We start from the raw sequence: 25,511 nt of genomic DNA, 5'->3' as shown, positions 1-25,511 counted from the left end.
GCCCGGTGCGGCGGTGCTGCGCGGCGGTGCATGGCCGCGGCCGGCCCGCCCGCGGACCGGGCGGCGGCGCGGGTCAGGGGCCGCCGGCCACCCGGGCCTGCCGCAGGGAGGCGACCGTGCGGTACAGCTCGGCGGCCTCGCCGGGACGGTCGAGCCGTTGCAGGCACTGGGCCTCGTCGTTGCGCGCGCCGAGGGTGTCGGGGTGTTCCGCGCCGAGCACCCGCTCGCGGGCGTCCGCCACCTGCCGGTACTCGGCCAGCGCCTCGCCCCAGCGGTCCAGCCAGCCGAGGGCCACGGCGATCTCGCGGCGGCTGACCAGGGTGTCGGCGTGCTCCGCGCCCAGCACCCGCTCGCGCAGCGCGCACACCTCCCGCGCCTCGGCGAGGGACTCCTCCCAGCGGCCGAGCCGGCCGAGCGCCACCCCGAGGCCGTGCCGGGTCCGCAGCGTCTCCGGGTGGTCGGGTCCCTGTGCGCGGGTGCGGTCCGCCACCAGCGCGCGGTAGGACTCCAGTGCCTCGGCGGTGCGCCCGAGGCGGCCCAGGCCGACGGCGGTCTCGTGGCGGGCGGCCAGGGTGTCGGGGTGGTCGGCGCCGAGGGCGGTGGCCCGCGCGGCGGCGACCTCCCGGTGGATGTCCAGCGCCTGTTCCCACCGGCCCAGCCGGCTCAGGGTGAACGCGGCCTCGAAACGCGTGGCGAGGGTGTCCGGGTGCTCGGCGCCCAGGACCCGCGCGCGGGCCTCCGCGACGTCGCGGGCCATGGTGTACGCGTCCTCCAGGCGCCCGAGCCGGCCGAGGTTGAAGGCCAGGTCGTGCCGGCAGCGCAGGGTGTCCGGGTGGTCGGGGCCCTGGGTGCGCTCCCGGGCGGCGAGGACGGCCAGGTAGCTCTGGTGCGCGTCGAGGGGGCGGCCCGTGCGGGCGAGCACGTGGGCCTTCTCCTGCCGGGAGGCGAGGGTGTCGGCGTGGTCGGCGCCCAGGACGCGCCGCCGGGCCCCGGTCACAAGCTGGAACTCGCGCAGCGCGTCGGCGGCGCGGCCGGTGCGGCTGAGGCTGAGGGCGACCTCGTGGCGGCTGGCGAGGGTGTCGGGGTGCTCGGGACCGAGGAGGTGCTCGCGTTCGGCGGCGACCGCGCGGTGCACCTCCCCCGCCTCCGCCCACCGGCCCAGGCGTCCGAGGCTGAGGCCCGCGTCGTGCCGGCCGTCGAGGGTGGTCAGCGCCCGCGACGGCGGGGCGGGCCGGGTGTCGGCGGGCGGCTCCTCCTCGCGCAGCCCGGCGGGGCGGGCGATCCACTCCCCGGACAGGGCGGCCGCCGGGTCCGGGGACGACGGTGCCGGTGCCGCCCCCGCGGCCATGCGTCCCGTGGTCATGCCCCGGGTCCAGGAGGGCAGCCGCGCGCCGCGCCCGCCCGGGACGTCCGGGACGCCGGGCCCGGACGGGGCGGCCGCGACGGCGGCGGTCACCCTGCCCCGGGGAACGGCCGCCCTGTCGGGCCGCGGGGAGACCTCGGCGAGCCGGTCGGCCAGGTCGTGGGCGCTGTCCGGGCGGTGGCCGGGTTCCTTGGCCAGCAGGTCGAGGATGATGCGTTCGAGGTGTCCGGGCAGCTCGGCGCGGTGCTCGCGCGGCGGCGGGGGCGGGGTGTCGCGGTGACCGACGAGGACCGCCCACGCGTCGTCGAGGTCGAAGGGCGGGACGCCGGTGGCGATCTCGTAGAGCACGCAGCCGAGGGAGTACAGGTCGCTGCGCCGGTCGACCGCCGAGCCGCCGATCTGCTCGGGGGACATGTAGTGCGGGGTGCCCATGGCGATGCCGGTGCCGGTGAGCCGGGAGGAGCCGAGGTCGTGTCCGAGGCGGGCGATGCCGAAGTCGCAGATCTTCACCGTGCCGTCGGTCAGGCGGACGATGTTGGCCGGCTTCAGGTCGCGGTGCACGATGCCCTGGTCGTGGGTGTGGGCGAGGGCCGAGGCGACCTGGCGGGCGATGTCCACGACCTCGTCGACCGGCAGCGGGTGCTGCTTGTTGTCCTCCAGCAGCCGGCTGAGGTCACGGCCCTGGAGCAGTTCCATGACCAGGTACGGCACCCCGTCGGCCTCGCCGAAGTCGTGTACCACCGTGATGCCCGGGTGCTGCAGCGACGCCGCCACCCGGGCCTCCCGCCGGAAGCGTTCCCGCAGCACCCGGCCCGACGCCCGGTCGTGCTCCGGGCCGATCGGTTTGAGGCACTTCACCGCCACCTGCCGGCCCAGCGACTCGTCCCGCGCCCGCCACACCTCGCCCATGCCGCCGCGCCCGATCCGGTCGAGCAGCCGGTACCGGCCATGGATCAGTCTGCTGTCCCCCATGTCGGCTGCCCGCCCCCGTCGCTGTCCGCCGCGCCCTCCCCTGGCCCGTCCAGTATGGCGACATCTCGTCCGTCTTTGTACGGCACCGGTCGGCCGCCGGCCGCGCCACCCCGCGCGCCGGCCGTCGGCCTCCCGGACGGCGCCCGTTCCGGACAGGGTGGCCGGGACGGTACCCGCTCGTCCCGGTGCGGTCGAACGCCGCACCCCCGTGCGGCGGCGGCGCGAGGCCCGGACGGGTGCGGCGGACGGATGCGGCGCCCGGACGGTCGCGGACGGTGGGGGGCGCCCGGACGGTGGGTGGCGCCCGTACCCGGTGGCCGGACGCGGACGCCCACGACCGGCCACGCCGTCGGCCGCCACCGCTTCCCCGCCCCTGCCGCGCACCCGGGTTCTGCCGCGCCCGGGGACGGCGCGGAAGCACACACGGCGAACCGCCGCCCGGACCCGGCTGGTGGCCGCCCCGACCCGGCTGGTGGCGGCCGTGCCCGGCGGCCACCGGAGGCTCAGTTCAGGATGCCGAGGAACTCCGTGCAGGCCCGTGCGCAGTCGCGGCACGCCCGGGCCGTCTTCTCGGCCCCGGGATGCGCGTCGAACACGTGGGCGGCCTCCAGGCAGACCTGACGGCACCACTCCACCTGGGCCCGGATGGTCGCCTCGTCCACCTGGTTCTGCTCGGACAGCACGCGGCAGGTCGCGTCGCAGACCTCCGCGCACATGATGCCCTTGCGCCGAACCTCTTCCTGGCTCTCTGTCCCGTCCGGATCCACCAGGCTCGCTCGCAGCGCACAGGCCCGGGCGCATTCGGTGCACGCCTGGGCGCAGGCGAAGCGGTCCTCCAGGAACCGGAACAACTCCTGCTGCGAAGATGTCGTCACACGGCGCGGGTTGCCGGGTGCCCCACGGTCAAACCCGGCGGCGGCCCAGGGCGGACAGGTGTTCGTCGGCGGCGGTCGGGGGTACCCGCGGGGCCATGGTGAACACCGCTTTGATGGAGACGACCGACCTGGCCGCGGGCCGCGGCGTCCTCGGCATCGGACTGGCCGTGGGTGTCGTCGTGGTGGCGGTACTGATCGCTGCCTTCGCCTTCGGCAGCAGGCGCGTGCGGCGCGGCGAGTCCGCCCGGCCACGCCCCGAGGAGCAGCCCCGGGTCCCCGAGGGCGGCCCGGTCCGCGAGACGCGGGAGCAGCGCGAGCCGCGCGAGATGCCGCGCAGCGATCACCGGCTGTCGCCCCACGACCTGGACGGCCGTGGCAACTCCGGTACCCGTACCGGCACGTCGCAGGAGCGGCCGCGCTGGGACGAGGGCAGCAGCGGTGGATTCGGCAGCGGGGGCCCGGGCACCCGTTGACCGGCGCGTGCCGCGGGCCCGGCCCCGACCGCCCGACCGCCCGCCCGGCACGACCGGCACGACCGGCGCCGGCAGGTCAGCACGGCACGTCAGCACCCACAAGCACACGCACCTCGTACAGGGATGTGAGAACCATGGCCGATCCCGCCCGCAGCGCGCTTCCGCTGCCCGACTACGACCACCTCCCCGTCGGCGGTCTGGAGAGCCGGGTGCGTTCCCTGAGCGCCGGTGAGGTCGAGGAACTCCTCGCCTACGAGCGGACGCACGCCGACCGGCTCCCGGTGACCGAGGTGCTGACCGCCCGGCTCGATCAGCTGCGGGCGGGGGCCGAGCCGACGTCGGGCGACCCGACGGCCCTGCGCCCCGAGCAGGACGCGGCCCGCGGCGGCAGCCCGGTCAGCCCCGCCACCTCGCCGCAGCCGTTCTCGCCGCCGCCGCACGGCACCCCGGACCAGCGCGGCAAGCCGAAGGGCGACCGCACGTAGCCCCTTCCCGCGCGGCTCCGGCCGCCTGCTCCCCCGGCGGGCCGTGGGGCTTCGGACACCTGGCGTGTCCGGAGCCCCACGGCCCGCCTTCGTGCGGGGCCGCCCGTTTCCGCAGCGGGCCGGCGGACGCCGTACGACCACGACCGGCCGACGCGTCCCGGTGACACGGATCACAGGCCCTGGGTGCATCGTTTCCGGGGGCCGCGCGTCTTTGTCTCCTGTGTAAGGGGTTCTCAGGACACGGGGGCGGTGGGAATGGAGCGGTCCGGAACCGACGGCTTCGACGGATTCGTGGCTGCCCGCTGGTCGGCGCTGCTCCACGTCGCGCGGCTGCTCACCGGCGGGGACCGGCAGCGGGCCGAGGACCTGGTGCAGGAGTCCCTGGTGAAACTGTGGTTCGCCTGGCCGAGGGTCGCCGACCAGGCACCGGAGGCGTACGTCCGCACGGTGCTGGTACGGCTCGCCGCCCGCTCCGCCCGGCGCCGCTGGTGGGGTGAGCGCCCGGTGGGCGAACTGCCCGACCGGGCCGAACCGGACGACGTGTCCGCGGCGGTGGCGGAGCGTTCCCGCCTGGAGGGCGCGCTGGCGCTGCTCTCCCCGCGGCAGCGCGCGGCCGTGGTGCTGCGCTACTGCGAGGACCTGCCGGAGGCGGAGGTGGCCGAGGCCCTCGGCTGCCCGGTGGGGACCGCGCGGTCCCACGCCTCACGCGGGGTGGCCCGCCTGCGGCAGCTCCTGTCCGACACCGTCCGGCCCGTGGGCTGAGGGGGAGACGCCATGGACGACTTCGAGCGCGAGCTGGCGCGCATGATGCGCGAGACCCGGCAGCAGACCCCCTTCGCGGCCGAGCAGCGACAGCGCCTGCGGCACGGCATCCGGGCCCGCCGGCGTGCCCGGATGCTGTGGCGGGCGGGCGGCTCCGCCCTGGCGGTGACCGGTCTCGGCCTCGGGCTGGCGCTGCTGCCCGGTGTGGACTCCCGGACGCAGCCGGCGGGCCCCGGGCCACTGCCCGCCGTCAGCCCGACCCCGCCTCCGGCCGCCCCGACGCCCACGCCGTCCCCGACCGGTTCCGCGGCGAGCCCGGACGCCCGGGTGTCCCGGCCGCCCACCACCCCGCCCGCCACGGGCTTCCCGGGCACCACGCCCCCCGCGGCCGGCCGCGGCACCCCGACCTCGCCGCCGACCTCCACCCCGGAAGGCGCCGCGGGCCGGGAAGGGCCCGGCACGACTCCGCCGCACTCGCCGTCGGCCGGTTCCGCCCCGCCGACCTCCGCGAGGCCGCCGTCGTCGTCGGCCGGAGCCGAATCGGCGGGCAGCGGCTGACCGCTCCCGGCCCCTCCGGGCCCCTCCCGGACGGCTCGCCACCCCGTGAACCGCCGCACCGCTGCCCCCGAACCTGCGCGATCACGGCATGCTCCCGCCAAGAAGGGGAGCCATGCCGTCCGCCGGAAAGAGACCGTGAACCAGCCATGAGAACCGCCCGGCGGTCCCCCGCGACCGGCCACCGCCCGTCTCCCGCAGCCGCGGCTCCCGCCGCGCTGCCGCGGCGCGCGCCGCTGCCCGCCCGCCATCCGGATCCGGTCCTGGACGTCGTCGTCCCCGTGCACAACGAGGAGGACGACCTGGAGCCGTGCGTGAGGCGGCTCCACGCCCATCTGACGGAAACGTTTCCCTACCCCTTCCGGATCACGGTCGCCGACAACGCCAGCACCGACCGCACCCCGCTGATCGCGGCCCGTCTGGCCGGCGAACTGCCCGGCACCCGCTGGATCCGGCTGGCGGCCAAGGGCCGCGGCCGGGCCCTGCACAGCGCCTGGAGCCGGTCCGGCGCCCCGGTCCTCGCCTATCTCGACGTGGACCTCTCCACCGATCTGACGGCGCTGCTGCCCCTGGTCGCGCCCCTGATCTCCGGGCACTCCGACATCGCCATCGGCACCCGGCTGGCCCCCGCGTCCCGGGTGGTGCGCGGACCCAAGCGGGAGATCATCTCCCGCTGCTACAACGGGCTGCTGCGCGGCACCCTCGCGGTGGGCTTCACCGACGCGCAGTGCGGGTTCAAGGCGGTGCGGCGGGACGTCGCCGAGCGGCTGCTGCCGCTGGTCGAGGACCGGGAGTGGTTCTTCGACACCGAGCTGCTGGTGCTCGCCGAGCGCGCCGGCCTGCGCATCCACGAGGTCCCGGTGGACTGGGTGGACGACCCCGACAGCCGGGTCGACCTCCTCTCCACCGCCCTGGCCGATCTGCGCGGCATGGCCCGGCTCGCGCGGGCCCTCGCGGGCGGGCGGCTGCCGGTGGCCGCGCTGCGCCGCACCGCCGACGGCCTGCCGCCCGGTCTGGTGCCCCAGCTGCTGCGCTTCGCCGCGGTCGGTGCCGCCAGCACGGTGTTCCACCTGCTGCTGTACACGGTGCTGCGGCCCTGGACCGGGGCCCAGGCGGCCAACGCGCTCGCCCTGCTGGCGAGCACGCTCGCCAACACCGCCGCGAACCGCCGGCTCACCTTCGGCGTCCGGGGGCGCGGCGGGGCGCTGCGGCACCACCTCAAGGGCCTGGCGGCCTTCCTGGTCGGGCTCGCCCTGACCGGCGGCTCGCTGGCCCTCCTGCACCGCGCCGTCCCGGGCGCCGCGCCCGGCGCCGAGCTGCTGACCCTGGTCGCGGCCGGCCTCGCCGCGACCCTGCTGCGCTTCCTCCTCCTGCGGGCCTGGGTGTTCCCCGGCGCCCGTGCCCGCCGCACGACAGGAACCTCCGCTCCATGACCACCGGCACCCCCCGGGCCGTCCCGGCCCCGTCCGCCGACGTCCCCCGGCCCACCGACCGCCCCCGGCCGGCCACCGCGCCCCACGAGCCCCCGCACCCCGCTCCTGCGGACGTGCCCGAGGGGGCCTCCGGGGCCGCCGGGTCCTCCCGTGTTCCCGGTCCTCGCCGGCCCGGTCCCGCCCGGGAACCGGGCCGGGCGGCGGGGCTGCGCCGGGCGGTCCGGGAGTACGGTCCGGTGCTCGCGACGTACGGCGTGCTGAAGCTCGCGGGCTTCGCCGTGTTCCTGTACCTGCTGGACTCGGCCGGGGACTTCCGCGACAAGCACCCCCGGTTCGGCGGCGGCGCGCGCCCCTGGGACGTATTGGGCAGCTGGGACGGCTGGTGGTACCAGCAGATCGCCCTGCACGGTTACGACCCCGCCCTGGAGCCCGTGCCGGGCGCGACCGGGCTGATCACCCTGGAGGGCAACTCGGCGGCGTTCTTCCCGCTGTACCCGGCCCTGATGCGGTTGGTCTCGGAGGTGACCGGGCTCGGCCCGTACGGCTCCGGCATGGCCGTCTCGGTCGGCTTCTCCTTCGTCGCGGCACTCGGCATCCACGCGGTGACGGCCCGGCTGGGCGGCCGCAGGGCCGGACTGGTCGCCGTGGGGCTGTGGGCGGTCTGGCCCGGGTCGGGGGCGCAGTGGGCGGTGTACTCGGAGTCCGTGTTCACGGCCCTCGCCGTCTGGGCCTGCTACGCCGTGATGACCCGCCGCTGGCTGACCGCGGGCGTCCTCGCCTTCACGGCCGGGCTGGCCCGGCCGACCGCCGTGACCCTGGCCGCCGCCCTCGCCGTCGCCGGCCTGGCGGCGGTGTGGCGCAAGGAGGAGCGCCTGCGCCGCCCGCTGGCCGCGGTCCTCCTCGCCCCGCTGGGCACCGCAGGTTACCTCGGCTGGGTCGGGTACCGGATGGGCGACTGGAAGGGTTACAGCACGCTCCAGGAGGGCGCGTGGGCCCACACGTTCGACTACGGCCGCCACACCCTGGACGTGCTGACGTCCGTGCCCGTGGGCCACTTCGACTACCTGTTCGCGATGCCCTTCGAGGACGTCGTCGGGGTGGGGGTCGTGCTGCTGGTGCCGGTGCTCACCGTGCTGCTGCTGCGGCTGCGCCCGCCCGCCGTGCTGGTGGTGTACACGGTGCTGTCGTTCCTGATGGTGATGGGCACCCAGCAGATCTTCGGCAACGTCTCCCGCTACCTGCTCCCCCTCTTCCCGCTGCTGATCCCCCTCGCCGTGGCGATGCGGCGCCTGCGCGCCCCCTCGCTGGCCGTGGTCCTCGGGACGGCCGCGCTGGCCTCCGGTTCCTACGCGGGGTACGTCCTGTTCGAGCTGGGCGTGCCGTGACCCGAGCGGGTGCCGCGGCCGGAAGCCGGCCGTGTCGGGCGCGGCACCCGGGGGCAGACTGGAGGCATCCGCCGGTACGGCGCAGCCGAGCCGTCGTGCCGTCGTCCGCGGGAGTCCTCATGTGGAAACGCGTTCGGCGCGGTGGGCGTCCCCACCGCGGCACCGTCCCGCCGGTCGACCTGTGCGACCTGTGCGCCGTCACCCTCCCCGCGGACCACGCGGTCCGCTGCCTGGTGCCCGACTCCTCCTGCGCCTCGGCGCGCGGCGGCCGGGCGGACGGCCTGCGCCTGCTCACCGCGTGCGGTGAGGAGCACCTCGAGGAGCTGCGGGAGGCCTACCGGCGCCGCCCGTTCGTCGAGGAGGAGCTGTGGGCCGCGAAGGTCGCGCAGGTGCTCGGCCCCGGCCCGCACGCCCTCACGGTCGCCGAACTCGCCCGCCGCACCGGCCTGCACGAGCCGGAGATCCACCGCGCCGTGGTCTGGCACAACCGGCGTCTGCGGGAGGCGCGGGAGCACCCGGGCCCGTGACCCGTTCGGCGCAACGGCCGCGGGGCGTCTCAGCGGCCGGGCGCGGAGCTCCCCCGCTCCCTGCGGCGCCGCCGCAGGACGACCACCAGGTCGGCCGCGGCGATCAGCGCCAGCACCGCGCACAGCACGGTGATCCCCACCAGGGGCCCCCGGCCCGGGCTGTCGCCGTCGTCCGAGCCGGCCGCCCACAGGGCGAACAGCACGGTCGCCGCGCAGAACACCGGCAGGAAGAAGCCGGACAGCAGCGCCCTCAGGCCGAGGGGACTGCGGGCGGTGACCGGTTCGGTGCCGGTCCGCGGGAAGCGGCGGCCGATGGTGCCGGAGCGCGAGCGGGGGACGGGTTCCTCCGGCCGGCTCCGCGGGTCCTGGTGCATCCTTCCTCCTTCGAGCCCGGGTTCCGGCCCGCGCGGGCCGGCGGCCGACGAGGGCCGTACCGGTCGCGTAGCCCGGACGGGGCGCGGCAAACCGGCGGGCGGTGACGGTCCGGCCGTGCCTGGATGCCCGTCCCGGGGGCCGGGCGTATGGTCCAGGTATGGACGACGCTCGGTGCGGCCGGAGCGGTGCGGCCCCTCCGTCGGCGTCGCGCCGCCGCTCCGCAGCCGTCAGGAAGCGCCGCCCGGGGACGCCTCCCTGCCTGGCCGGAACGGGCAGCTGATGGACACGGCACTGACCGCGGTGGTGCGCAACAGCGCGGCGTCCGGCGGTCTGCTGTACGTGCTGCCCCCGGGCGGGAGTGCCCTGTGGCTGGTGATGACCACCGGTGCGCCCCAGGAGATGGCCTCCCCGTGGCGGCGGGTGGCCCTGACCGATCCCATCCCGGTGGCGGACGCCGTGCGCAACCGGCACCTGGTGTGGGTCGGGGGCCAGGAGGACATGGCCCGCCGCTACCCGAGAACCGCGCTCGTCCTCCCCTACGACTTCGCGCTGGCGGCCGTCCCGATCACCGCCGGGTCCTCGGTGTGGGGCGGGCTGGTACTGCTGTGGCCGTCGTCCCACCCGCCGGTCCTCAGTGACGCGGAGCGCGACGCCGTCGAGGCGGGCTGCCAGCACCTGGGGCGCCTGTTCCAGCAGGCCGCCGAGCGCGGTGACCCCCTGATGCCCACCGGCCGGCCCCGCACCGTCCCCCCGCTGCCGGACCGGATCCGGCCGGCCGCCGAGGTCAGGGCGATGACGGCGTTCGTGGAGCGCCTGCCGGGCGGTTCGTGCGCGCTGGACCTCAGCGGCCGCATCACGTTCATCACGCCGGCGGCCGCCGACCTGCTCGGCACCGACCGCGGCGCCCTGCTGGACGCCCTGCCCTGGGAGGCGCTGCCGTGGATGGACGTCCCCCACGTCGAGGACCGCTACCGGGCGGCGCTGGTCAGCCGCCGGCCGCAGTCGTTCACCGTGAAGCGCCCGCCGGACACCTGGCTGCGCTTCGAGCTGTACCCGGACTCCTCCGGCATCAGCGTCCGCATCCTGCCCGGCCGAGCGGACGACGGCGCCCAGGACGCCCGGCCCGCACCGACCGCGGGGCCGGGGCGTTCCACCGTGCTCTACCACCTGATGCACCTGGCCGCCACGCTCACCGAGGCGGTCGGGGTGCAGGACGTGGTGGACCAGACCGCCGACCAGCTGCTGCCGGCCCTCGGCGCGCAGGGCATGGTGCTGATGACGGCCGACGACGGCCGTCTGAAGATCGTCGGCCACCGCGGCTACGCGGCGCACGTCGTCGAGCGTTACCACGCGGGACCGCTGTCCCCGGACATCCCCGGCGTGCGCGCCCTGACGACGGGTGAGGCGGACTTCTTCGCCTCGTTCGACGAACTGAAGCGCGCCCACCCGGACATCGTGCACGAGGACGGGATGTCCGCCTGGGCGCTGCTGCCGCTGATCGCCTCGGGCCGCCCGATCGGCTCCCTGCTGCTCGCCTACCGGCGCCCCCACCACTTCTCGCCCAGCGAGCGCGCCGTCCTCACCGCCCTGGCCGGGCTGATCGGCCAGGCGCTGGACCGTGCCCGCCTCTACGACAGCAAGCACGACCTCGCCCACCGGCTCCAGTCCGCCCTGCTCCCCCACACCCTGCCGTCCGTGCCGGGCCTGAAGGTGGCCGCCCGCTACCTGCCGGCCGCCCGCGGCATGGCCATCGGCGGAGACTTCTACGACCTCATCCGGCTCGACGAGCACACGGTGGCCGCCACGATCGGTGACGTGCAGGGCCACAACGTGGACGCCGCCGCGCTGATGGGGCAGGTCCGTACGGCCGTCCACGCGCACGCCGCGGTCGGCGCCGACCCGGGCACCGTCCTGGCGAGCGCGAACCGGCTGCTCGCCGACCTCGATCCGGGCCTGTTCACCAGCTGCCTCTACGCCCACCTCGACCTGGCCGGCCAGCGTGCCTGCCTGGCCACCGCCGGACACCCGCCGCCCCTGCTGCGGCACGCCGACGGGCGGACCGAGGTGCTCCACGTCCCGCCCGGGCTGCTGCTGGGCATCGAGGGGCACGCCGAGTACCCGGCCCTGGAGCTGCCGCTGCCCCCGGGGTGCGTGCTGGTGATGTACACGGACGGCCTGGTCGAGGCGCCCGGGGTCGACTTCGACGACGCCACCGCCGCCCTCGCCGGCCTGCTGGAGGCGGCCGATCCGGCCGACCTGGACGGCATGGCGGACACCCTGATCCGGCACGCGCCCGCGCCCGAGGACGACATCGCGCTGCTGCTGATCAGCCCGCAGGCGGGCGCCGGGGCCGCCAGGGGTCCGGTGCGGCCCGTCCGGGGCGGGATCTGAGCCGGCCGGGCAGCGGCCCCGGCTCCCCGCTCCCGGCTCCGGACCCCCGGCTCGCGGCTCGCGGCTCGCGGCTCTCGGCTCTCGGCTCGCGGCTCGCGGCTCCTGACGGGAACCTCCCGGTCCGGGCGACCGGGTGCGGGGCGCGGATCCGCTCAGTACCGTGGCGCCCGTGCCGGACTCGGCCGAGTGGCCGACGGCGCACGTCCGGATCGGCGGGCAGTGGAGGCGTGATGGCGGACGGGACGGCGGCGAGGGTGCCGCGCAAGGTCTACGAGAAGGAACTGCTGCGGCTCCAGTCGGAGCTGGTACGGCTGCAGGAGTGGGTGCGGGCGGAGGGCGTCCGGCTCGTGGTCGTCTTCGAGGGCCGGGACGCGGCCGGCAAGGGCGGCACCATCAAGCGGGTCGCGGAACACCTCAACCCGCGCGTCGCCCGGATCGCCGCCCTCCCGAAGCCGACGGAGCGCGAGCGGACGCAGTGGTACTTCCAGCGGTACGTGGAGCATCTGCCGGCGGCCGGGGAGATCGTGCTGTTCGACCGGTCCTGGTACAACCGGGCCGGGGTCGAGCGCGTCATGGGCTTCTGCACCGAGCAGGAGTACCAGCTGTTCCTGCGCCAGTGCCCGGTCTTCGAGCGGATGCTCGTGGAGGACGGGATCCTGCTGCGCAAGTACTGGTTCTCGGTCAGCGACGCCGTGCAGCAGGAACGGTTCCAGCGGCGGCTGGAGGACCCGCTGCGCCGCTGGAAGCTGTCGCCCATGGACCTGGAGTCGATCACCCGGTGGGAGGCGTACTCCCGGGCCAAGGACGAGATGATGGTGCACACGGACATCGCCGAGGCGCCCTGGTACGTCGTGGAGAGCGACGACAAGCGCCGGGCGCGGCTGAACACCATCGCGCACCTGCTGGACTCCGTGCCCTACTCCGACGTGCCGCCGCCGGTCATCGAACTGCCGGAGCGCCCGCCCTCGACCGGCTACCACCGCCCGCCGCGCGAGCTGCAGACCTACGTCCCCGACCACGCAGCGCGACTGTGACCCACCCGTCCGGCCGTCCGCGGGGGCGGGCCGCACGCCCGGTTGGCGGGGCGGCCCCGGGCGGGGCAGCGTGGACGTAGCACAACGACGACCCAGTGAGGTGGCCATGGAATCCCCTGAGCCGGTTCCCCTGGTGGTGGTGGGCGTGGACGGTTCCCCCGCGTCGTACGAGGCGCTGCGCTGGGCGGCGCGGTACGCGGAGCTGGTCGGGGGCGAGGTCGAGGCCATCCACGCCTGGGACACCTGGGTGACCCCGAGCTGGGGCGGGCGCGCCGTCGAACCCGACCTCGACCTGGAACAGGCGCGGTACCGCTTCGGCCGAGCGCTGGAGGCGGCCTTCCCGGGCGAGCGTCCGCCGGGGCTGCGGGAACGCCTCATCGACGGCGACCCGTCGGAGGTGCTCATCCGCGCCTCGGAGCGGGCCGACCTGCTCGTCGTCGGCCACCGCGGGCGGGGCGGCTTCGCCCGCACGATGCTGGGCTCGGTCAGCACGCGCTGCGCCCAGCACGCGCTGTGCCCGGTGGTCGTGGTCCGGGAGAACCGCCGCTCCTGACGGGGCCGCCGGGCGGCGTGTTCGACCGCCGTACCGGGGGCCGTGCCTCGAGGCGGCCCCGCTCCCGTCCGGCCGGGGCGTGCGCTGCCCTGCCGGGGCCGGGGTTCCCGGTCCGTCGGGACCGCGCGCGGTGCCGCCCGCGGGGCCTCCGACGTCTTCTCGCCCCGTGACGCGCCGTCAACGGCGGGGCGCCCGCGGCTGCTTCCCCGGCCACCGCGCCCGCGGGCCGGGCCGGGCCCACCGGCCCCCCGTTCGGGGCCGGTGGGCCCACGGACGGGCCGGACCCCCGCGTGGGAGGCTGGTGACCGCACCACGGGGCGCCAGGAGCTCACGGTCCCGGTTGACGGAAGGGGAGGCCGGTTCCGGGTCCGTTCCGGTGCGGCCGGTTCCGGCGGTCCCGTCGGAACCGGCCGCACGCACGGGTGTGCGGGCGACGGCCGGTGCCGCACACCCGTGCCCCGACGGCGGGTCAGGAGGTGCCGGCCGCCCGGGGCGTGCGCGGCCGCTCCCCGCCCTCCCGCGGGTCCTGGCCGGCGGTCGCCCGGCCACCGGACTCGTCCCCCGTGACGGCCGATGCCGCGCGGCCACCGCCCCCGTCGGGGAAGTCCGGTTCGAGGGGCGGGCGGCCACGGGGTCCCGACAGCACGGGGTGCACGTCCACGACGCCCTCGACCGAGCGGACCACCCGCACCGCGAGCGGCACCAGGGAGAGGTCGGGCACGTGGCCGGTGAGCGTCACCACGCCGTCGCGCACGTCCACCCGGACCGACTCCATCGAGGCGGGGAAGCGTCCGGAGGCGATCTCGTCCCTGATCTCCCGGGCGAGTTCGCCGTCCTCGCGCAGGAACACCTTCAGCAGGTCGGCGCGGCTGACGATGCCCTTCAGCACGCCCTCGCGGTCGACCACGGGCAGCCGCTTCACCTGCCGGCGGGCCATGACGCGGGCGGCCCGGGCGAGCGGGGCGTCGGCGTGGACGGTCACGGCCGGGGCGGTCATCAGCTCGCGGGCGCTCACCGCCATGGCCTTGTGCGGTTCGCCGGGGCGGCGTCGGAAAACGGGCCCGGGCGGGTCGCCGTCGCGGTACTCCTCCTTGCGGAGCAGGTCCGCCTCGGACACCACGCCGATCACCCGGCCCGCGTCGTCGAGGACGGGCAGCGCGCTGACCGCCCACTGCCTCATGGTTCTCGCGATGTCCTTGAACGTCGCCCCTTGGGACAGGGCCACCACGGTGCGGGTCATGACGTCGCCGACGGTCTTCGGGGAGCTGTCCATGTCCTCACCCACCTGCTCGGTTCCGCTCGGGCGGACACCTCCAGGGTCGGTCACCGCACGGCCGCCCGGCAGGGCCGAAGGGCCCCCGCCGGGTGCCATGGGTCTCTCGTCGGGGCCGTGCCCCCGTATGGGGCCGGCCTGCGGCCCCGCGACGACGGCGACGGCAACGACAGCGGCAGCGGCAGCGGCAGGGCCTACTCGGCCTTCGACCAGGTGAAGCCGAGCGGCACGGGCAGCGTGCCCCGGGCCGCGCGTCCGTGGCCCCGGGGCCGTCGGCGGCGGGGGCGTCGGCGGCGGGGGCGTCAGCGCGGTTCGCCGGAACCGGTACGCGACGGAAGCCGCAGGGCCAGCACGGCGAGGTCGTCGTGCCCGTCGCTCGGGTGGTGGTCCGCCAGCACCCGGCACAGCTCGTCGAGGTCCAGGCCGACGTGGGCGGCGGCGAGGGCCGCCAGTTCGTCCAGGCACGCGTCCAGGGAGCGGCGGGGGTGCTCGACCAGCCCGTCGGTGAACAGCAGCACCGTGTCCCCGGCCGCCAGCGGATGGGTGTGGTCGGGCCGCGGCACCGCCTCGTCGACCCCGAGCGGCAGCCCGCCGTCGGCATGGAGGTAGCGGGTGCGCCCGCCGCCGGTCACCACCAGCGGCGGCAGGTGGCCGGCGGTGGACCAGTGCAGGCGCCACCCGCTGCCGGCGGCCTCGATGCGGGCGAGGCAGGCGGTGGTGACCGGCGCCTCGGTGATCGCGTGCAGGGTGTGGTCGAGGCGGTGCAGGACCAGGCTCGGCGGCGTGCGCCGGTCGTAGAGCAGCGCGCGCAGCATGTTGCGGATCTGCGCCATGGCCGCGGCGGCCGGCAGGTCGTGGCCCACCACGTCCCCGATGATGACCGCGCAGCTGCCGTCCGGGAGGAGCAGAGCGTCGTACCAGTCACCGCCCAGGTGGTGCCCGGGGGCGGTGGCGGGCCGGTAGACGGCGGCCGCGTCGAAGGGGGCGAGGCCGGGCAGCCGGGGCAGCAGGAGCCGCTGGAACTGCTCGGCGGCGGCGCGGGTCTGCTCGAAGAGGCGGGCGTTCTCGATGGCGATGCCCGCCGCACCGGCCAGGGCCGTCACCACGGCCTCGTCCTCGTCGTCGAACGGCTCGCCGTCCCGCCGGTCGCACAGGTACAGGTTGCCGTAGATCCGGCCGCGCACGCTGATGGCCACCCCGAGCAGGGTGCGCATCGGGGGTGGCCCGGCGGGAAGCCGATGGAGTCCGGGTGTCCGGGCAGGTCGCGCACGCGCAGCGGTTCGGGGTGCCGGATCAGGTGCCCGAGCAGGCCGCGGCCGTGCGGGAACTCGGAACCGGCCAGGTCCGCGTACTCCTGGTCGTTCAGTCCGAGAGGGATGAACGACTCCAGGCCGGTCGCCTCCTCGTCGAGGACCCCGAGCGCGCCGTAGCGGGCGTCGACGAGGTCCATCGCGGTGGTCACGATGCGCCGCAGCACCACGGGCAGTTCCAGCTCGCGGCTGAGTGAGAGGACGGCGGCGAGCAGGCCCGCCATGCGCCGCTCCGCGGATGCCGGCCGGCCGGGCCGCGCGGCAGGGTCCGGGTCGTGCTCCGCGTCCGGGCGGGGCGTTCGCGGACGTCCCCGCCCGTCGTCCCGCGCCACGGCCATCCACCCCTTTCCGGACCGGGGCGGGGCCGCCGGATCACGGCACCGCGCCCACCTCATCGTGCCCCGCGTTCCCGCCTCCCGCACGCAGGAACCACCCGGACCGCGGACGCCGGCCCCGGGCGCCGTGCCGGCGGCCGTGCGCCGGGGGGACCGGAGGTGCCGCGCCCCGGGAACGCGCCGACCATGGCCTCAGTCCCGGAACGACCGGAGCACCGCGAACGCGTACGGGCCGCCGACCGTGACGGTCACGGGGCGGGTCGTCAGGGTGCGCACCCTCGGTTCCCTGCTGCTGGTGGCAGCGGCCGTAGGGTTCATCGCGGCCGACACCGGGTCGGTCACCGTCCGGCTGTGGGTCCCGACGATCACGCTCCCGCTGTGGAGCGTCCTGACGGTCACCTTCCTCGCCGGACTGCTGCTCGGCCTGCTCGTCGTCCACCGGCGCGCCCGCCGGTAGCGGACGGCCGCCGTCCCCGCCGTTGCGCCACGGCCCGGCGGGACGGGCGGACCGCGTCGTGCGCGTGCTCTCGGCCGCGCCAGGGCCGATACTGCCCACGAGCGGCCTTTCGGCCGAGTACCGTCCGAAGCGACCGACGTGCCCCTTCCCGAACACCACCGCACCGCAGACGCCCGAACCGATTCCCGTTCCTCTCCTCTTCGTGTTCCCGTACGTGTCCGTGTTCCTGCTCCTTCCGACCAGCGGAGTCCGGCGGCCGGCGGCAGACCCGCCCGCCGGGGTCCACAGGAGGCACTCATGAAGATGCTCATCAACGTCCCGGAAACCGTGGTCGCCGACGCGCTGCGGGGCATGGCGGCGGCCCATCCCGAACTGACGGTGGACGTGGAGAACCGGGTGATCGTCCGGAAGGACGCGCCGGTGGCCGGGAAGGTCGGTCTGGTGTCCGGCGGGGGTTCCGGACACGAGCCGCTGCACGGCGGCTTCGTCGGGCCGGGGATGCTCTCCGCCGCCTGCCCCGGCGAGGTGTTCACCTCCCCGGTGCCCGACCAGATGCTCCGCGCCGCCGCGGCCGTGGACAGCGGGGCCGGTGTCCTGTTCATCGTGAAGAACTACACCGGTGACGTGCTCAACTTCGACATGGCCGCCGAACTCGCCGAGGACGAGGGGATCCAGGTCGCGAAGGTACTGGTCGACGACGACGTCGCGGTGACCGACAGCCTGTACACCGCCGGCCGTCGCGGGACCGGTGCGACGCTGTTCGTGGAGAAGATCGCGGGGGCCGCGGCGGACGAGGGACAGCCGCTGGAGCGGGTGGCGGCCGTCGCCCGGCAGGTCGACGAGAACTCCCGCAGCTTCGGCGTCGCGCTCAGCGCGGTCACCACGCCCGCCAAGGGCAGCCCCACCTTCGACCTGCCGTCCGGCGAGCTGGAGTTGGGCATCGGCATCCACGGCGAGCCGGGGCGGGAGCGGCGCCCGATGATGACGGCGGGCGAGATCGCCGAGGCCTCGCTGGACGCGATCCTGGCGGACGTCACGCCCCGCAACCCGGTCCTGGTCCTGGTCAACGGCATGGGCGCCACCCCGCTGCTGGAGCTGTACGGCTTCAACGCCGAGGTGCAGCGGGTGCTCGGCGAACGCGGGGTCCCCGTCGCGCGGGTCCTCGTCGGGAACTACGTCACCTCGCTGGACATGGCCGGCGCCTCGGTCACCCTGTGCCAGGTCGACGAGGAGCTGCTGCGCCTGTGGGACGCGCCGGTCAGCACGCCCGGTCTGCGCTGGGGCATGTGACGGGCACCCGGGCAGGGACCGAGGAGTACCTACCATGCAAGGAGTTTCCGTGCTCGATGCCGAATTCTTCCGCCGCTGGATGACGGCGACCGCCGCGTCCGTGGACCGCGAGGCGGAGCGGCTCACCGCCCTCGACTCGCCCATCGGGGACGCCGACCACGGCGGCAACCTGCGGCGCGGGTTCACGGCCGTGCGGGAGTCGCTGGAGAAGGAACCGCCCGCCACGCCCGGGGCGGTGCTGACCCAGGCGGGCCGCCTGCTCATCTCGAAGGTCGGCGGCGCCTCCGGACCGCTGTACGGGACGCTGCTGCGGCGGGCCGGCAAGACGCTGGGCGACGCCGACGAGGTCGACGCGGCGCAGCTGGCCGAGGCGCTGCGGGCCGGGCTGGAGGCGGTGAAGCAGCTCGGGGGTGCCGCGCCCGGCGACAAGACCATGATCGACGCCCTGGAGCCGGCGGTGGACGCGCTGGGCCAGTCCTTCGCGGCGGCCCGCAGCGCGGCCGAGGAGGGTGCCGTGGCGACGACCCCGATGCGGGCCCACAAGGGCAGGGCCAGCTACCTGGGCGAGCGCAGCATCGGACACCAGGACCCGGGGGCGACGTCGGCGGCGCTGCTGATCGCCGCCCTGGAGACGGCCGCGTCCGGGACGGGGGCCGACGGTGAGTGACGCGACGGTGGGCATCGTGCTGGTGTCGCACAGCGCGGCGGTGGCCACGTCCGTCGCGGAGCTGGCGAAGGGGCTGGCGGGAGCGGGGGACGCGGTGCCCGTCGCCCCGGCGGGCGGCACGGACGACGGCGGGCTCGGCACCAGCGCCGAACTGGTCGCCGCCGCGGCGGCGTCCGTCGACCGCGGGGCCGGTGTCGCCGTGCTGACCGACCTCGGGAGCGCGGTGCTGACCGTGAAGACGCTGCTCGCCGAGGGCGACGAGCTTCCCGCGGACACCCGGCTGGTCGACGCGCCGTTCGTGGAGGGCGCGGTGGCCGCGGTGGTCACGGCGGCCACCGGAGCGGACCTGGCCGCGGTGGAGGCCGCGGCGGCGGAGGCGTACACGTACCGCAAGGCGTGACGCGGCGCGCGCCGGCGGCGGGGCGCGGCGGCGGACGGCGGCCCGTGGGACGGGCGGCGGACCGGGCCGCCGGCCCCGCACGCCGACGCCCCCGCACGCCGCCTGAGCGCGCACCGCCGCCCCCCGCGCACCGGACCACCCGTGCCGCCCGGCCCGCGCTCCGCCCGGCTCGCGCCCCGCCGGCTCCCGCCACCCGGTCAGCCGCCGTCGACGAACCGGCGCGCCAGTTCCTCGCCCAGGGCCACCGCCGCGTCGGGGTCCTCGATCGGGGTGACCCTGCTGTCCTTGAAGACGATGTACGTGACCCCGTCGGGGGTGCCGCCGGTGCGCGGGTCCGGGTCGATGCCGAGCGCCTCGGCGGTGGCGTAGGAGGCCTCGCCGATGATGTGCGCGGGGCCCACGTCTCCGACGACCGCGTACTGGACCCGGTCGCGGTGGATCACGGCGGCGACCGAGCCGCCGCGCACGCCGTGCGCGCGGTAGTCCCAGACCGCGCTGGGGGTGGGCACCACGATGTGGGGGAGCGTCTCGGAGTTCAGCGGGCGGCCGTCGGACTGGGCGAAGGCCGTGGCGGCGGAGAAGGTGGGGTCGGTCGCGGCGTTGCAGCGGGGGCCGGGACGGCCGTCGCAGTCGATGTCCATGTCGGCCTTCCAGTGCACGACGTCGCGGGTGCCGCAGACGGGGACCGTCGCGGCGGTGCCGTGGTCGGTGCGGTAGAGGCCGTCGGAGACGCGGGTGCAGTCGCGCACCTTGTCCAGCAGGTCGGCGGCGGACACGGAGCTCTCGCTGCGGGCGACCGGTGCGCCGGGGTGCTGCCCGGCCGGTCCGGGGAGCAGGGTGGGGGCGAGCAGGGCGGCACCGGCCGCGGCCAGGGTGAGCGAGGGGGCACGGAACACGTTCGAGGGGGCCTCTCGTCGGGGACACTGACAGGCACTCAGCCCTCAGCCAACCTCATCCCGGGCCGCCGACGCGGCCACCGCGGCGGGCCGGGCGGTGCGTGACGGGAGGCGCTCGGGCACCCGGGGGCCGAGCCGTGTTCCGGCCCGGGCCGCCCGGTCGCCCTCTCGGACGCGGGACAAGCGACGACAGCGGCCCGCGCCACGGACATGAACCACCGAGCCCTCGCGAGCAGTTCAGCCGTTCGGATGGTCAGCATACGTAATGCCGCGGACCGCGCACCAACGACGACCTCTTGATGTGATCGCGTCAGGAACGGCATATTGGTACGGACCATTACGGGGCCCAGATCCGTCCGTTCGGCCGGGGGCTCCGGCGTGTCGCCCGGACCGGCGTCCAGGGAGGAGAGGCCGTGCACCGTCCCGCAGCCGAGAGGCCCGCCGGCACACCCCCGAGCGGCCCGTCCGCGCCCCCGCGCCCGGCACGCCGGGCGGGTGCGCTCTGCGCCCTCCTCCTGCTGCTGGCCGCCTGCGGACCGGGCGGCTCCGGGGACCGGGCCGGGGACGAGGGCCGGCTGCCCGGGGCGCCGACCGGAGTCACCGCCGAGGCCGGGAGCGCCACCAGCGTGCACGTGATGTGGAACGCCCTGTCCCCCGCCGACGGCGAGGTCTCCCGGTACGAGGTGTACCGGGACTCCACTAAGGTGCGGGAGGTCCCCGGCTCCGCGCACATGGTGGACGTCACCGGACTCCGGCCCGCGACCGCCTACGCCTTCACCGTCCGGGCGCGGGACGCGCAGGGGCGGCTGGGGCCGCGCAGCCGGGAGGTCCGGGCGACGACCCCGCGGGCCGCGCCGGAGGACCGCTCGGCGCCCACCCGGCCGGCCGGGGCGGCGGGCCGGGCGGTGGGCAGCAGGGCGGTCCAGCTGTCCTGGTCGGCCGCCACCGACGACCGGGCCGTGGTCTCGTACGACATCCTCCAGGCCGACACGAAGATCCACGGGGTGGGCGGAGGGCAGACGGCGACGGTGGTCACCGGCCTGCGGCCGGGCACCCGGTACTCCTTCACCGTCCGGGCCCTCGACGCCGCCGGCAACGCCTCCCCGGCGAGCACCGCCGTGCGGATCACCACGCCGGGCCCGGGGGACGACGGCGCCGGGACCGCACCCACCCGCTTCGAGGCGGACGTGCGCCGGGCCGACGGGGCCTACCACCTCGACCTGAGCTGGGTCCCGCCGGAGGTGGACGGCGTGGTGACCGAGTATCAGGTCCACCTGGACGGCCGTGCGGCCACCTCGCTGGTCTTCGGCGGACAGGCTCCGCGCGACCGGGCCACGTACTCCTTCTACGTGGGGAAGGAGCCGGGCGTCACCCACCGCGTGCGCATCCGGCCGATGCTGCCGGACGGGACGTGGGGCGCCTTCTCCGCGGAGCGCACGGTGACCACCGGAAGCGGGAACTGACCGTCCCCCGCACCCGGGTGGGGCGCCGGCACCCGCCCGTCACCTGCCCGGCGGCGGCCGGGGTGCGGGAGGCGTCCGGTGCGCCTTGGCTGGCCCTGTGCGGCACGGGCGTTCCCGACCCTCGGCGGCGCAAGGGATGTACCGCCAACCGTGCCGCCGGAAGGCAGTCCACATGCGCTACTCCATGTCCCCGTTCCGCTCCGGCCCGACCGCGGCAGCCGCCGCCGCGCTCACCCTCGCGCTGGCCGCTCCGGCCGCCGCCGATTCCGGCATCTCGGTGAGCACCACCGGGTCGACCGTCTCGGTCACCACGTCGGCGTGCACCCAGATCAACGGCAACTGGGGCACGGCCTCGCTGCTCAACAGCAGCCAGACCAGCTTCGCCCAGGGCCGGCAGGTGGCCCTGTCGGGCACCGCCTCGTCGCAGTCGGCCGCCTGGTCGAACGTCACGGCCGGCACCTACACGGTGATCGTGATGTGCTCCAACGGCAGCACCGCGGGCAGCCAGTCCGTCATCGTCTCGCCCGCTCCCAGCCCGAGCCGGGTCACCCCCACGGCCTCGCCGTCCCGGGGCGTCATGGGCGGCGTCGGCGGCGGTTCGACGGACTACGGCACGGTGACCCTCGTGGCGGGCGGGGCGCTGGTCGGTACCGGTCTGCTGGGCGCCGCGTGGTTCCTGCGCCGCCGCAGCAAGCCGCACCGCCTCTGAGCCGGCGCCGGCCGCCACGTCCGACGCGCTCCGGTCCGGCGGCCGGCGTCACCCTCACCCGTCCCTGTCCCCCGCTGACCCGTCCTTCCCCGCCCGCCCCCCTTCTTCCGGGGGCTCAGCCGGCGTTCCCCGCGCCCGCTTCCGGCCGGCCGGGGCGTCCCGCGTCCTCCTCCGGCCCGCCGGCGGCCGGCGTCTCCCGCCGGTCCCGGTCCGTCCCCCGCGGGCCGGGCCGGCCGGTGCCTTCGTCGCCGGGTTCGGCGAGTTGGTCGTGTTGGGTGCGTTCGGTCAGTTCGGCGAGTTCGGTGAGCGCGTGTTCGAGCCAGCGGGTCCAGAACGTCTCCAGGTCGATGCCGGCCCGGAGCACCAGGTGCCGCAGACGGTCCTCGGGGCCGTCCCTGCCGGGCGGGAAGTCGCGCCGCTGGATGTCCTGGTACTCGGCCAACTGCTGCCGGTGCAGCTCCAGATGGCGGCGCAGGTCGTCCTCGATGCCGTCGGTGCCGACCACCGCGGCGGCGCGCAGGCGCAGCAGCATCGCGTCGCGGTGCGGCTTGGGATCCTGGGACGCGGCCGTCCAGCGGGCCAGTTCCGCGCGGCCCGCGGCCAGGACCTCGTAGGACTTCTTCTGTCCGCGGGCCGGCTGCCGGGTCGGCAGCGCCCGGATGAGCCCCGCGGCCTCCAGCCTGCCCAGCTCGCGGTAGATCTGCTGGTGCGTGGCGGACCAGAAGTAGCCGATCGACCTGTCGAACCGGCGCGTCAGCTCCAGCCCCGACGACGGCTTCTCGAGCAGGGCGGTGAGGATCGCGTGCGGGAGGGACATGGGCTCATCCTAGGGACGGGGCCGGTCCCCCCGGCCCGGGCGTCCGGAGCGCGCGCGGGGTCGCGCGGGGCGGGACGGCACGCTCCGGGCGGCGGGCCGGGACGTCGGAGCTACAGCGTCGCGGCCAGTTCGGTGCCCTGCTTGATGGCCCGCTTGGCGTCCAGTTCGGCCGCCACGTCGGCGCCGCCGATCAGGTGGACGGGGCGGCCGGCGGCCACCAGCTCCTCGTAGAGGTCCCGGCGCGGCTCCTGGCCGGTGCACAGCACCACGGTGTCGACCTCCAGGACGGTGCTCTCGCCGTCGACGGTCACGTGCAGCCCGGTGTCGTCGATCCGGTCGTAGGCGACTCCGGGGACCATGGTGACGCCCCGGTGCCTCAGTTCGGTGCGGTGGATCCAGCCGGTGGTCCTGCCGAGGCCGGCGCCGACCTTGGTGGTCTTGCGTTGGAGCAGGTGCACGGTGCGCGGCGTCGCGGGCCGGTCGGGCGTGCCGAGGCCGCCGGGGCCGGTGTAGTCGAGGTCGACGCCCCAGTGCCGGAAGTAGGTCCCGGGGTCCTCGTGGGCCTTCTCCCCGCTGTCGGTGAGGTAAGCGGCGACATCGAAGCCGATGCCGCCCGCGCCGAGGACGGCGACCCGGTCGCCGACGGGGGCGCCGTCCCGGAGGACGTCCAGGTAGCCGAGGACGCTGGGGTGGTCGACGCCGGGGATGTCGGGGACGCGCGGCACGACTCCGGTGGCGACCACGACCTCGTCGTGGCCGGCCACGTCGGCGGCGGTGACGCGGGTGTCGAGGCGCACGTCGACGGCCAGTTCCGCGAGCCGGGTGCGGAAGTAGCGCAGGGTCTCGTCGAACTCCTGCTTGCCGGGGACCTTGCGGGCCACGTTGAGCTGCCCGCCGATCTCGCTCGCGGCGTCGAACAGGGTGACGTCGTGGCCGCGTTCGGCCGCGCCGACCGCGCAGGCGAGGCCGGCCGGTCCGGCGCCGACGACGGCGACGCGCTTGCGGCGGCGGGTCGGCGAGAGCACCAGTTCCGTCTCGTGGCAGGCCCTCGGGTTGACCAGGCAGGAGGTGATCTGCCCGCTGAAGGTGTGGTCGAGGCAGGCCTGGTTGCAGCCGATGCAGGTGTTGATCGCCTCGGGCCGGCCCTCGGCGGCCTTGGCGACGAAGTCGGGGTCGGCGAGCATCGGCCGGGCCATCGACACCATGTCGGCGTGGCCCTCGGCGAGCAACTGCTCGGCGAGTTCGGGGGTGTTGATGCGGTTGGTGGTGACGAGCGGGACGGACACCTCGCCCATCAGCCGCCGGGTGACCCAGGTGTAGGCGCCGCGGGGCACGGAGGTGGCGATGGTGGGGATGCGGGCCTCGTGCCAGCCGATGCCGGTGTTGATGATGGTGGCCCCGGCCGCCTCGACGGCCTTCGCCAGGGTGACGACCTCGTCCAGGGTGGACCCGCCGGGGACCAGGTCGAGCATGGAGAGCCGGTAGACGACGATGAAGTCCTCGCCGACCGCCTCGCGCACCCGGCGGACGATCTCGACGGGGAAGCGCATCCGGTTCTCGTAGGAGCCGCCCCAGCGGTCGGAGCGGTGGTTGGTCTGCCGGGCGGTGAACTCGTTGATCAGGTAGCCCTCGGAGCCCATGATCTCGACGCCGTCGTAGCCGGCCTGCCGGGCGAGACGGGCGGCGCGCGCGTAGTCGTCGATGGTGCGCTCGACCTCGGCGTCGGTCAGCTCGCGGGGCGGGAAGGGGCTGATCGGCGCCTGGAGGGGGCTGGGGGCGACGAGGTCCTGGTGGTAGGCGTAGCGGCCGAAGTGCAGGATCTGCAGCGCGATGCGCCCGCCGGCGTCGTGCACGGCGTCGGTGACGACCCGGTGCTGCTCCGCCTCGGCCTCGGTGGTGATCTTCGCGCCGCCCTCGTAGGGTCGGCCCTCGTCGTTGGGCGCGATGCCGCCGGTGACGATGAGGCCGACCCCGCCGCGCGCGCGGGCCGCGTAGAACTCGGCCATGCGGGCGAAGCCGCCCTCGGCCTCCTCCAGGCCGACGTGCATGGAGCCCATGAGGACCCGGTTGGGCAGGGTGGTGAAGCCCAGGTCGAGGGGCGTCAGCAGGTTCGGGTAACGGCTCATCGGGCCCTCCGTGCGCGGTGTGGTGCCTCTGTTGTAGAGGACGCGCGGCACCTTGTGCAACTAGTTGCATAAAGGTGGCGGAGGACACAGGCGGACCCCGGAGCGGCGCTCCGGGGTCCGGTGGGTGCCGGCCGGCCGGGCCGGCGGCCGGTGTCAGCGGCTTTCGAGACGGACGTGCAGCTCCCTCTCCTGGTCGCCGGAGACCGTGGTCAGGTCGTGCACGGCGAACAGGTCGTCCAGGGTGCTGCGGAACCGGTCGATGGCCCAGGGGCCGCCGTGCAGGTCGGCGTCGACGGAGGACGACAGCCGGGCCGGGGCGGCGCCGGCGCCGTGCGGTGCGGCCACGTCGAACGTGCCGAGCCACACCGTGGGCCGGGTCTCGTGGAACTCCTCGGGGACGTCCTCGGCGCACCGGTCGGACGTGAAGCACGCGCACAGCGTGTCGAACACGATCCGGGCGTCGTGCTTGCTGCATCCGCTGATCTCGACCGAGACGGATTCCGGGTGCGGTCGCTCACTGCTCATCGGGATCGCTCCTCTCGTGACCCCCGCCGTGCCCCGCCTCTCCCCCAGCAAAGCACCGCC

At 76.0% G+C, this 25,511-nt stretch carries 24 protein-coding genes and 1 pseudogene; 16 read left to right on the top strand and 9 right to left on the bottom strand.

Annotation, left to right across the window (positions count from 1 at the left end; all coding sequences use genetic code 11):
* Positions 1–73: 73 nt before the first annotated feature.
* Both ACSU53_RS28315 and ACSU53_RS28310 read right to left on the bottom strand, forming a co-directional pair.
* Positions 74–2,335, bottom strand: a complete 2,262-nt coding sequence (locus ACSU53_RS28315) for a tetratricopeptide repeat protein (RefSeq protein ID WP_437032282.1) — start codon at positions 2,333–2,335, stop codon at positions 74–76.
* A gap of 503 nt (positions 2,336–2,838) precedes the next feature.
* Positions 2,839–3,210, bottom strand: coding sequence for a four-helix bundle copper-binding protein (locus ACSU53_RS28310; RefSeq protein WP_437032280.1), 372 nt, complete (start codon positions 3,208–3,210; stop codon positions 2,839–2,841).
* 95 nt (positions 3,211–3,305) lie between these two features.
* Here ACSU53_RS28310 and ACSU53_RS28305 point away from each other — a divergent pair, with 95 nt between their 5' ends.
* From ACSU53_RS28305 to ACSU53_RS28275, 7 genes are all read left to right on the top strand, one after another.
* Positions 3,306–3,683, top strand: a complete 378-nt coding sequence (locus ACSU53_RS28305) for a DUF6479 family protein (protein WP_437032278.1) — start codon at positions 3,306–3,308, stop codon at positions 3,681–3,683.
* A 134-nt stretch (positions 3,684–3,817) separates the two neighbouring features.
* Positions 3,818–4,168, top strand: coding sequence for a hypothetical protein (locus ACSU53_RS28300; protein WP_437032276.1), 351 nt, complete (start codon positions 3,818–3,820; stop codon positions 4,166–4,168).
* Positions 4,169–4,423: 255 nt separating this feature from the next.
* Positions 4,424–4,930, top strand: coding sequence for a SigE family RNA polymerase sigma factor (locus ACSU53_RS28295; RefSeq protein WP_437032275.1), 507 nt, complete (start codon positions 4,424–4,426; stop codon positions 4,928–4,930).
* A gap of 12 nt (positions 4,931–4,942) precedes the next feature.
* Positions 4,943–5,488: a cellulase gene (locus tag ACSU53_RS28290; RefSeq protein ID WP_437032273.1), complete on the top strand. Its 546-nt coding sequence runs from the start codon at positions 4,943–4,945 to the stop codon at positions 5,486–5,488.
* A 146-nt stretch (positions 5,489–5,634) separates the two neighbouring features.
* Positions 5,635–6,918, top strand: a complete 1,284-nt coding sequence (locus ACSU53_RS28285; RefSeq protein ID WP_437032271.1) for a glycosyltransferase — start codon at positions 5,635–5,637, stop codon at positions 6,916–6,918.
* A complete protein-coding gene (locus ACSU53_RS28280) occupies positions 6,915–8,303 on the top strand; it encodes a hypothetical protein (RefSeq protein ID WP_437032269.1) in 1,389 nt (462 codons plus the stop codon). The genes ACSU53_RS28285 and ACSU53_RS28280 overlap by 4 nt, the downstream gene beginning before the upstream one ends.
* Positions 8,304–8,422: 119 nt before the next feature.
* Positions 8,423–8,830 (top strand): hypothetical protein, encoded by a 408-nt coding sequence (locus ACSU53_RS28275; RefSeq protein WP_437032267.1) that lies wholly within the window; start codon positions 8,423–8,425, stop codon positions 8,828–8,830.
* A gap of 29 nt (positions 8,831–8,859) precedes the next feature.
* On the opposite strand, the gene ACSU53_RS28270 is transcribed toward ACSU53_RS28275, so the two are convergent.
* On the bottom strand, positions 8,860–9,204 hold the full coding sequence (locus tag ACSU53_RS28270; protein ID WP_437032265.1) for a DUF6343 family protein: 345 nt from the start codon (positions 9,202–9,204) through the stop codon (positions 8,860–8,862).
* 280 nt (positions 9,205–9,484) lie between these two features.
* Between ACSU53_RS28270 and ACSU53_RS28265 the strand changes: the two genes are divergently transcribed.
* The 3 genes from ACSU53_RS28265 (at position 9,485) to ACSU53_RS28255 (ending at position 13,183) form a co-directional block, all read left to right on the top strand.
* The gene (locus tag ACSU53_RS28265; RefSeq protein WP_437032263.1) at positions 9,485–11,596 is read left to right on the top strand and encodes a SpoIIE family protein phosphatase; all 2,112 of its coding nucleotides are present in this window, start codon (positions 9,485–9,487) and stop codon (positions 11,594–11,596) included.
* Between the two features lie 230 nt (positions 11,597–11,826).
* The gene (gene ppk2 / locus ACSU53_RS28260) at positions 11,827–12,630 is read left to right on the top strand and encodes a polyphosphate kinase 2 (protein WP_437032261.1); all 804 of its coding nucleotides are present in this window, start codon (positions 11,827–11,829) and stop codon (positions 12,628–12,630) included.
* Between the two features lie 106 nt (positions 12,631–12,736).
* Positions 12,737–13,183 (top strand): universal stress protein, encoded by a 447-nt coding sequence (locus ACSU53_RS28255; protein ID WP_437032259.1) that lies wholly within the window; start codon positions 12,737–12,739, stop codon positions 13,181–13,183.
* Positions 13,184–13,652: 469 nt separating this feature from the next.
* On the opposite strand, the gene ACSU53_RS28250 is transcribed toward ACSU53_RS28255, so the two are convergent.
* Both ACSU53_RS28250 and ACSU53_RS28245 read right to left on the bottom strand, forming a co-directional pair.
* Positions 13,653–14,456: a CBS domain-containing protein gene (locus ACSU53_RS28250; protein ID WP_437032257.1), complete on the bottom strand. Its 804-nt coding sequence runs from the start codon at positions 14,454–14,456 to the stop codon at positions 13,653–13,655.
* A 302-nt stretch (positions 14,457–14,758) separates the two neighbouring features.
* Complete coding sequence (locus ACSU53_RS28245) at positions 14,759–16,108, bottom strand: PP2C family protein-serine/threonine phosphatase (protein ID WP_437032255.1); 1,350 nt, start codon at positions 16,106–16,108, stop codon at positions 14,759–14,761.
* 234 nt (positions 16,109–16,342) lie between these two features.
* Between ACSU53_RS28245 and ACSU53_RS28240 the strand changes: the two genes are divergently transcribed.
* The 4 genes from ACSU53_RS28240 to dhaM all read left to right on the top strand — a co-directional run bounded on the left by ACSU53_RS28240 (position 16,343) and on the right by dhaM (position 18,915).
* Positions 16,343–16,558 (top strand): lipopolysaccharide assembly protein LapA domain-containing protein, encoded by a 216-nt coding sequence (locus tag ACSU53_RS28240; RefSeq protein ID WP_437032253.1) that lies wholly within the window; start codon positions 16,343–16,345, stop codon positions 16,556–16,558.
* 297 nt (positions 16,559–16,855) lie between these two features.
* The gene (gene dhaK, locus ACSU53_RS28235; protein ID WP_437032251.1) at positions 16,856–17,848 is read left to right on the top strand and encodes a dihydroxyacetone kinase subunit DhaK; all 993 of its coding nucleotides are present in this window, start codon (positions 16,856–16,858) and stop codon (positions 17,846–17,848) included.
* Between the two features lie 49 nt (positions 17,849–17,897).
* Positions 17,898–18,515 carry a dihydroxyacetone kinase subunit DhaL gene (gene dhaL, locus ACSU53_RS28230; protein ID WP_437032249.1) on the top strand — a complete coding sequence of 206 codons (618 nt, stop codon included), beginning with the start codon at positions 17,898–17,900 and terminating at the stop codon, positions 18,513–18,515.
* Positions 18,508–18,915, top strand: a complete 408-nt coding sequence (gene dhaM, locus ACSU53_RS28225) for a dihydroxyacetone kinase phosphoryl donor subunit DhaM (RefSeq protein ID WP_432055657.1) — start codon at positions 18,508–18,510, stop codon at positions 18,913–18,915. The genes dhaL and dhaM overlap by 8 nt, the downstream gene beginning before the upstream one ends.
* A 197-nt stretch (positions 18,916–19,112) precedes the next feature.
* Here the strand turns inward: dhaM and ACSU53_RS28220 are convergent, their stop codons facing one another.
* On the bottom strand, positions 19,113–19,811 hold the full coding sequence (locus tag ACSU53_RS28220) for a glycoside hydrolase family 75 protein (RefSeq protein WP_437032247.1): 699 nt from the start codon (positions 19,809–19,811) through the stop codon (positions 19,113–19,115).
* Positions 19,812–20,326: 515 nt separating this feature from the next.
* On the opposite strand from ACSU53_RS28220, the gene ACSU53_RS28215 reads away from it, so the two are divergent.
* Both ACSU53_RS28215 and ACSU53_RS28210 read left to right on the top strand, forming a co-directional pair.
* A complete protein-coding gene (locus ACSU53_RS28215; RefSeq protein WP_437033458.1) occupies positions 20,327–21,274 on the top strand; it encodes a fibronectin type III domain-containing protein in 948 nt (315 codons plus the stop codon).
* Between the two features lie 172 nt (positions 21,275–21,446).
* Positions 21,447–21,983 (top strand): hypothetical protein, encoded by a 537-nt coding sequence (locus ACSU53_RS28210; RefSeq protein WP_437032245.1) that lies wholly within the window; start codon positions 21,447–21,449, stop codon positions 21,981–21,983.
* Positions 21,984–22,263: 280 nt separating this feature from the next.
* On the opposite strand, the pseudogene ACSU53_RS28205 reads toward ACSU53_RS28210, so the two are convergent.
* The 3 genes and pseudogenes from ACSU53_RS28205 to ACSU53_RS28195 all read right to left on the bottom strand — a co-directional run.
* Positions 22,264–22,800: pseudogene (locus ACSU53_RS28205) on the bottom strand (PadR family transcriptional regulator); the annotation flags it as partial.
* Between the two features lie 110 nt (positions 22,801–22,910).
* Positions 22,911–24,926: an FAD-dependent oxidoreductase gene (locus ACSU53_RS28200; RefSeq protein ID WP_437032244.1), complete on the bottom strand. Its 2,016-nt coding sequence runs from the start codon at positions 24,924–24,926 to the stop codon at positions 22,911–22,913.
* A gap of 153 nt (positions 24,927–25,079) precedes the next feature.
* Positions 25,080–25,451 (bottom strand): hypothetical protein, encoded by a 372-nt coding sequence (locus ACSU53_RS28195; protein WP_437032242.1) that lies wholly within the window; start codon positions 25,449–25,451, stop codon positions 25,080–25,082.
* Positions 25,452–25,511: the final 60 nt, after the last annotated feature.

The sequence above is a fragment of the Streptomyces sp. enrichment culture genome (assembly GCF_964273255.1).
Classification (GTDB): Bacteria; Actinomycetota; Actinomycetes; order Streptomycetales; family Streptomycetaceae; genus Streptomyces.
This window is presented reverse-complemented; position numbering and strand designations above follow the sequence as displayed.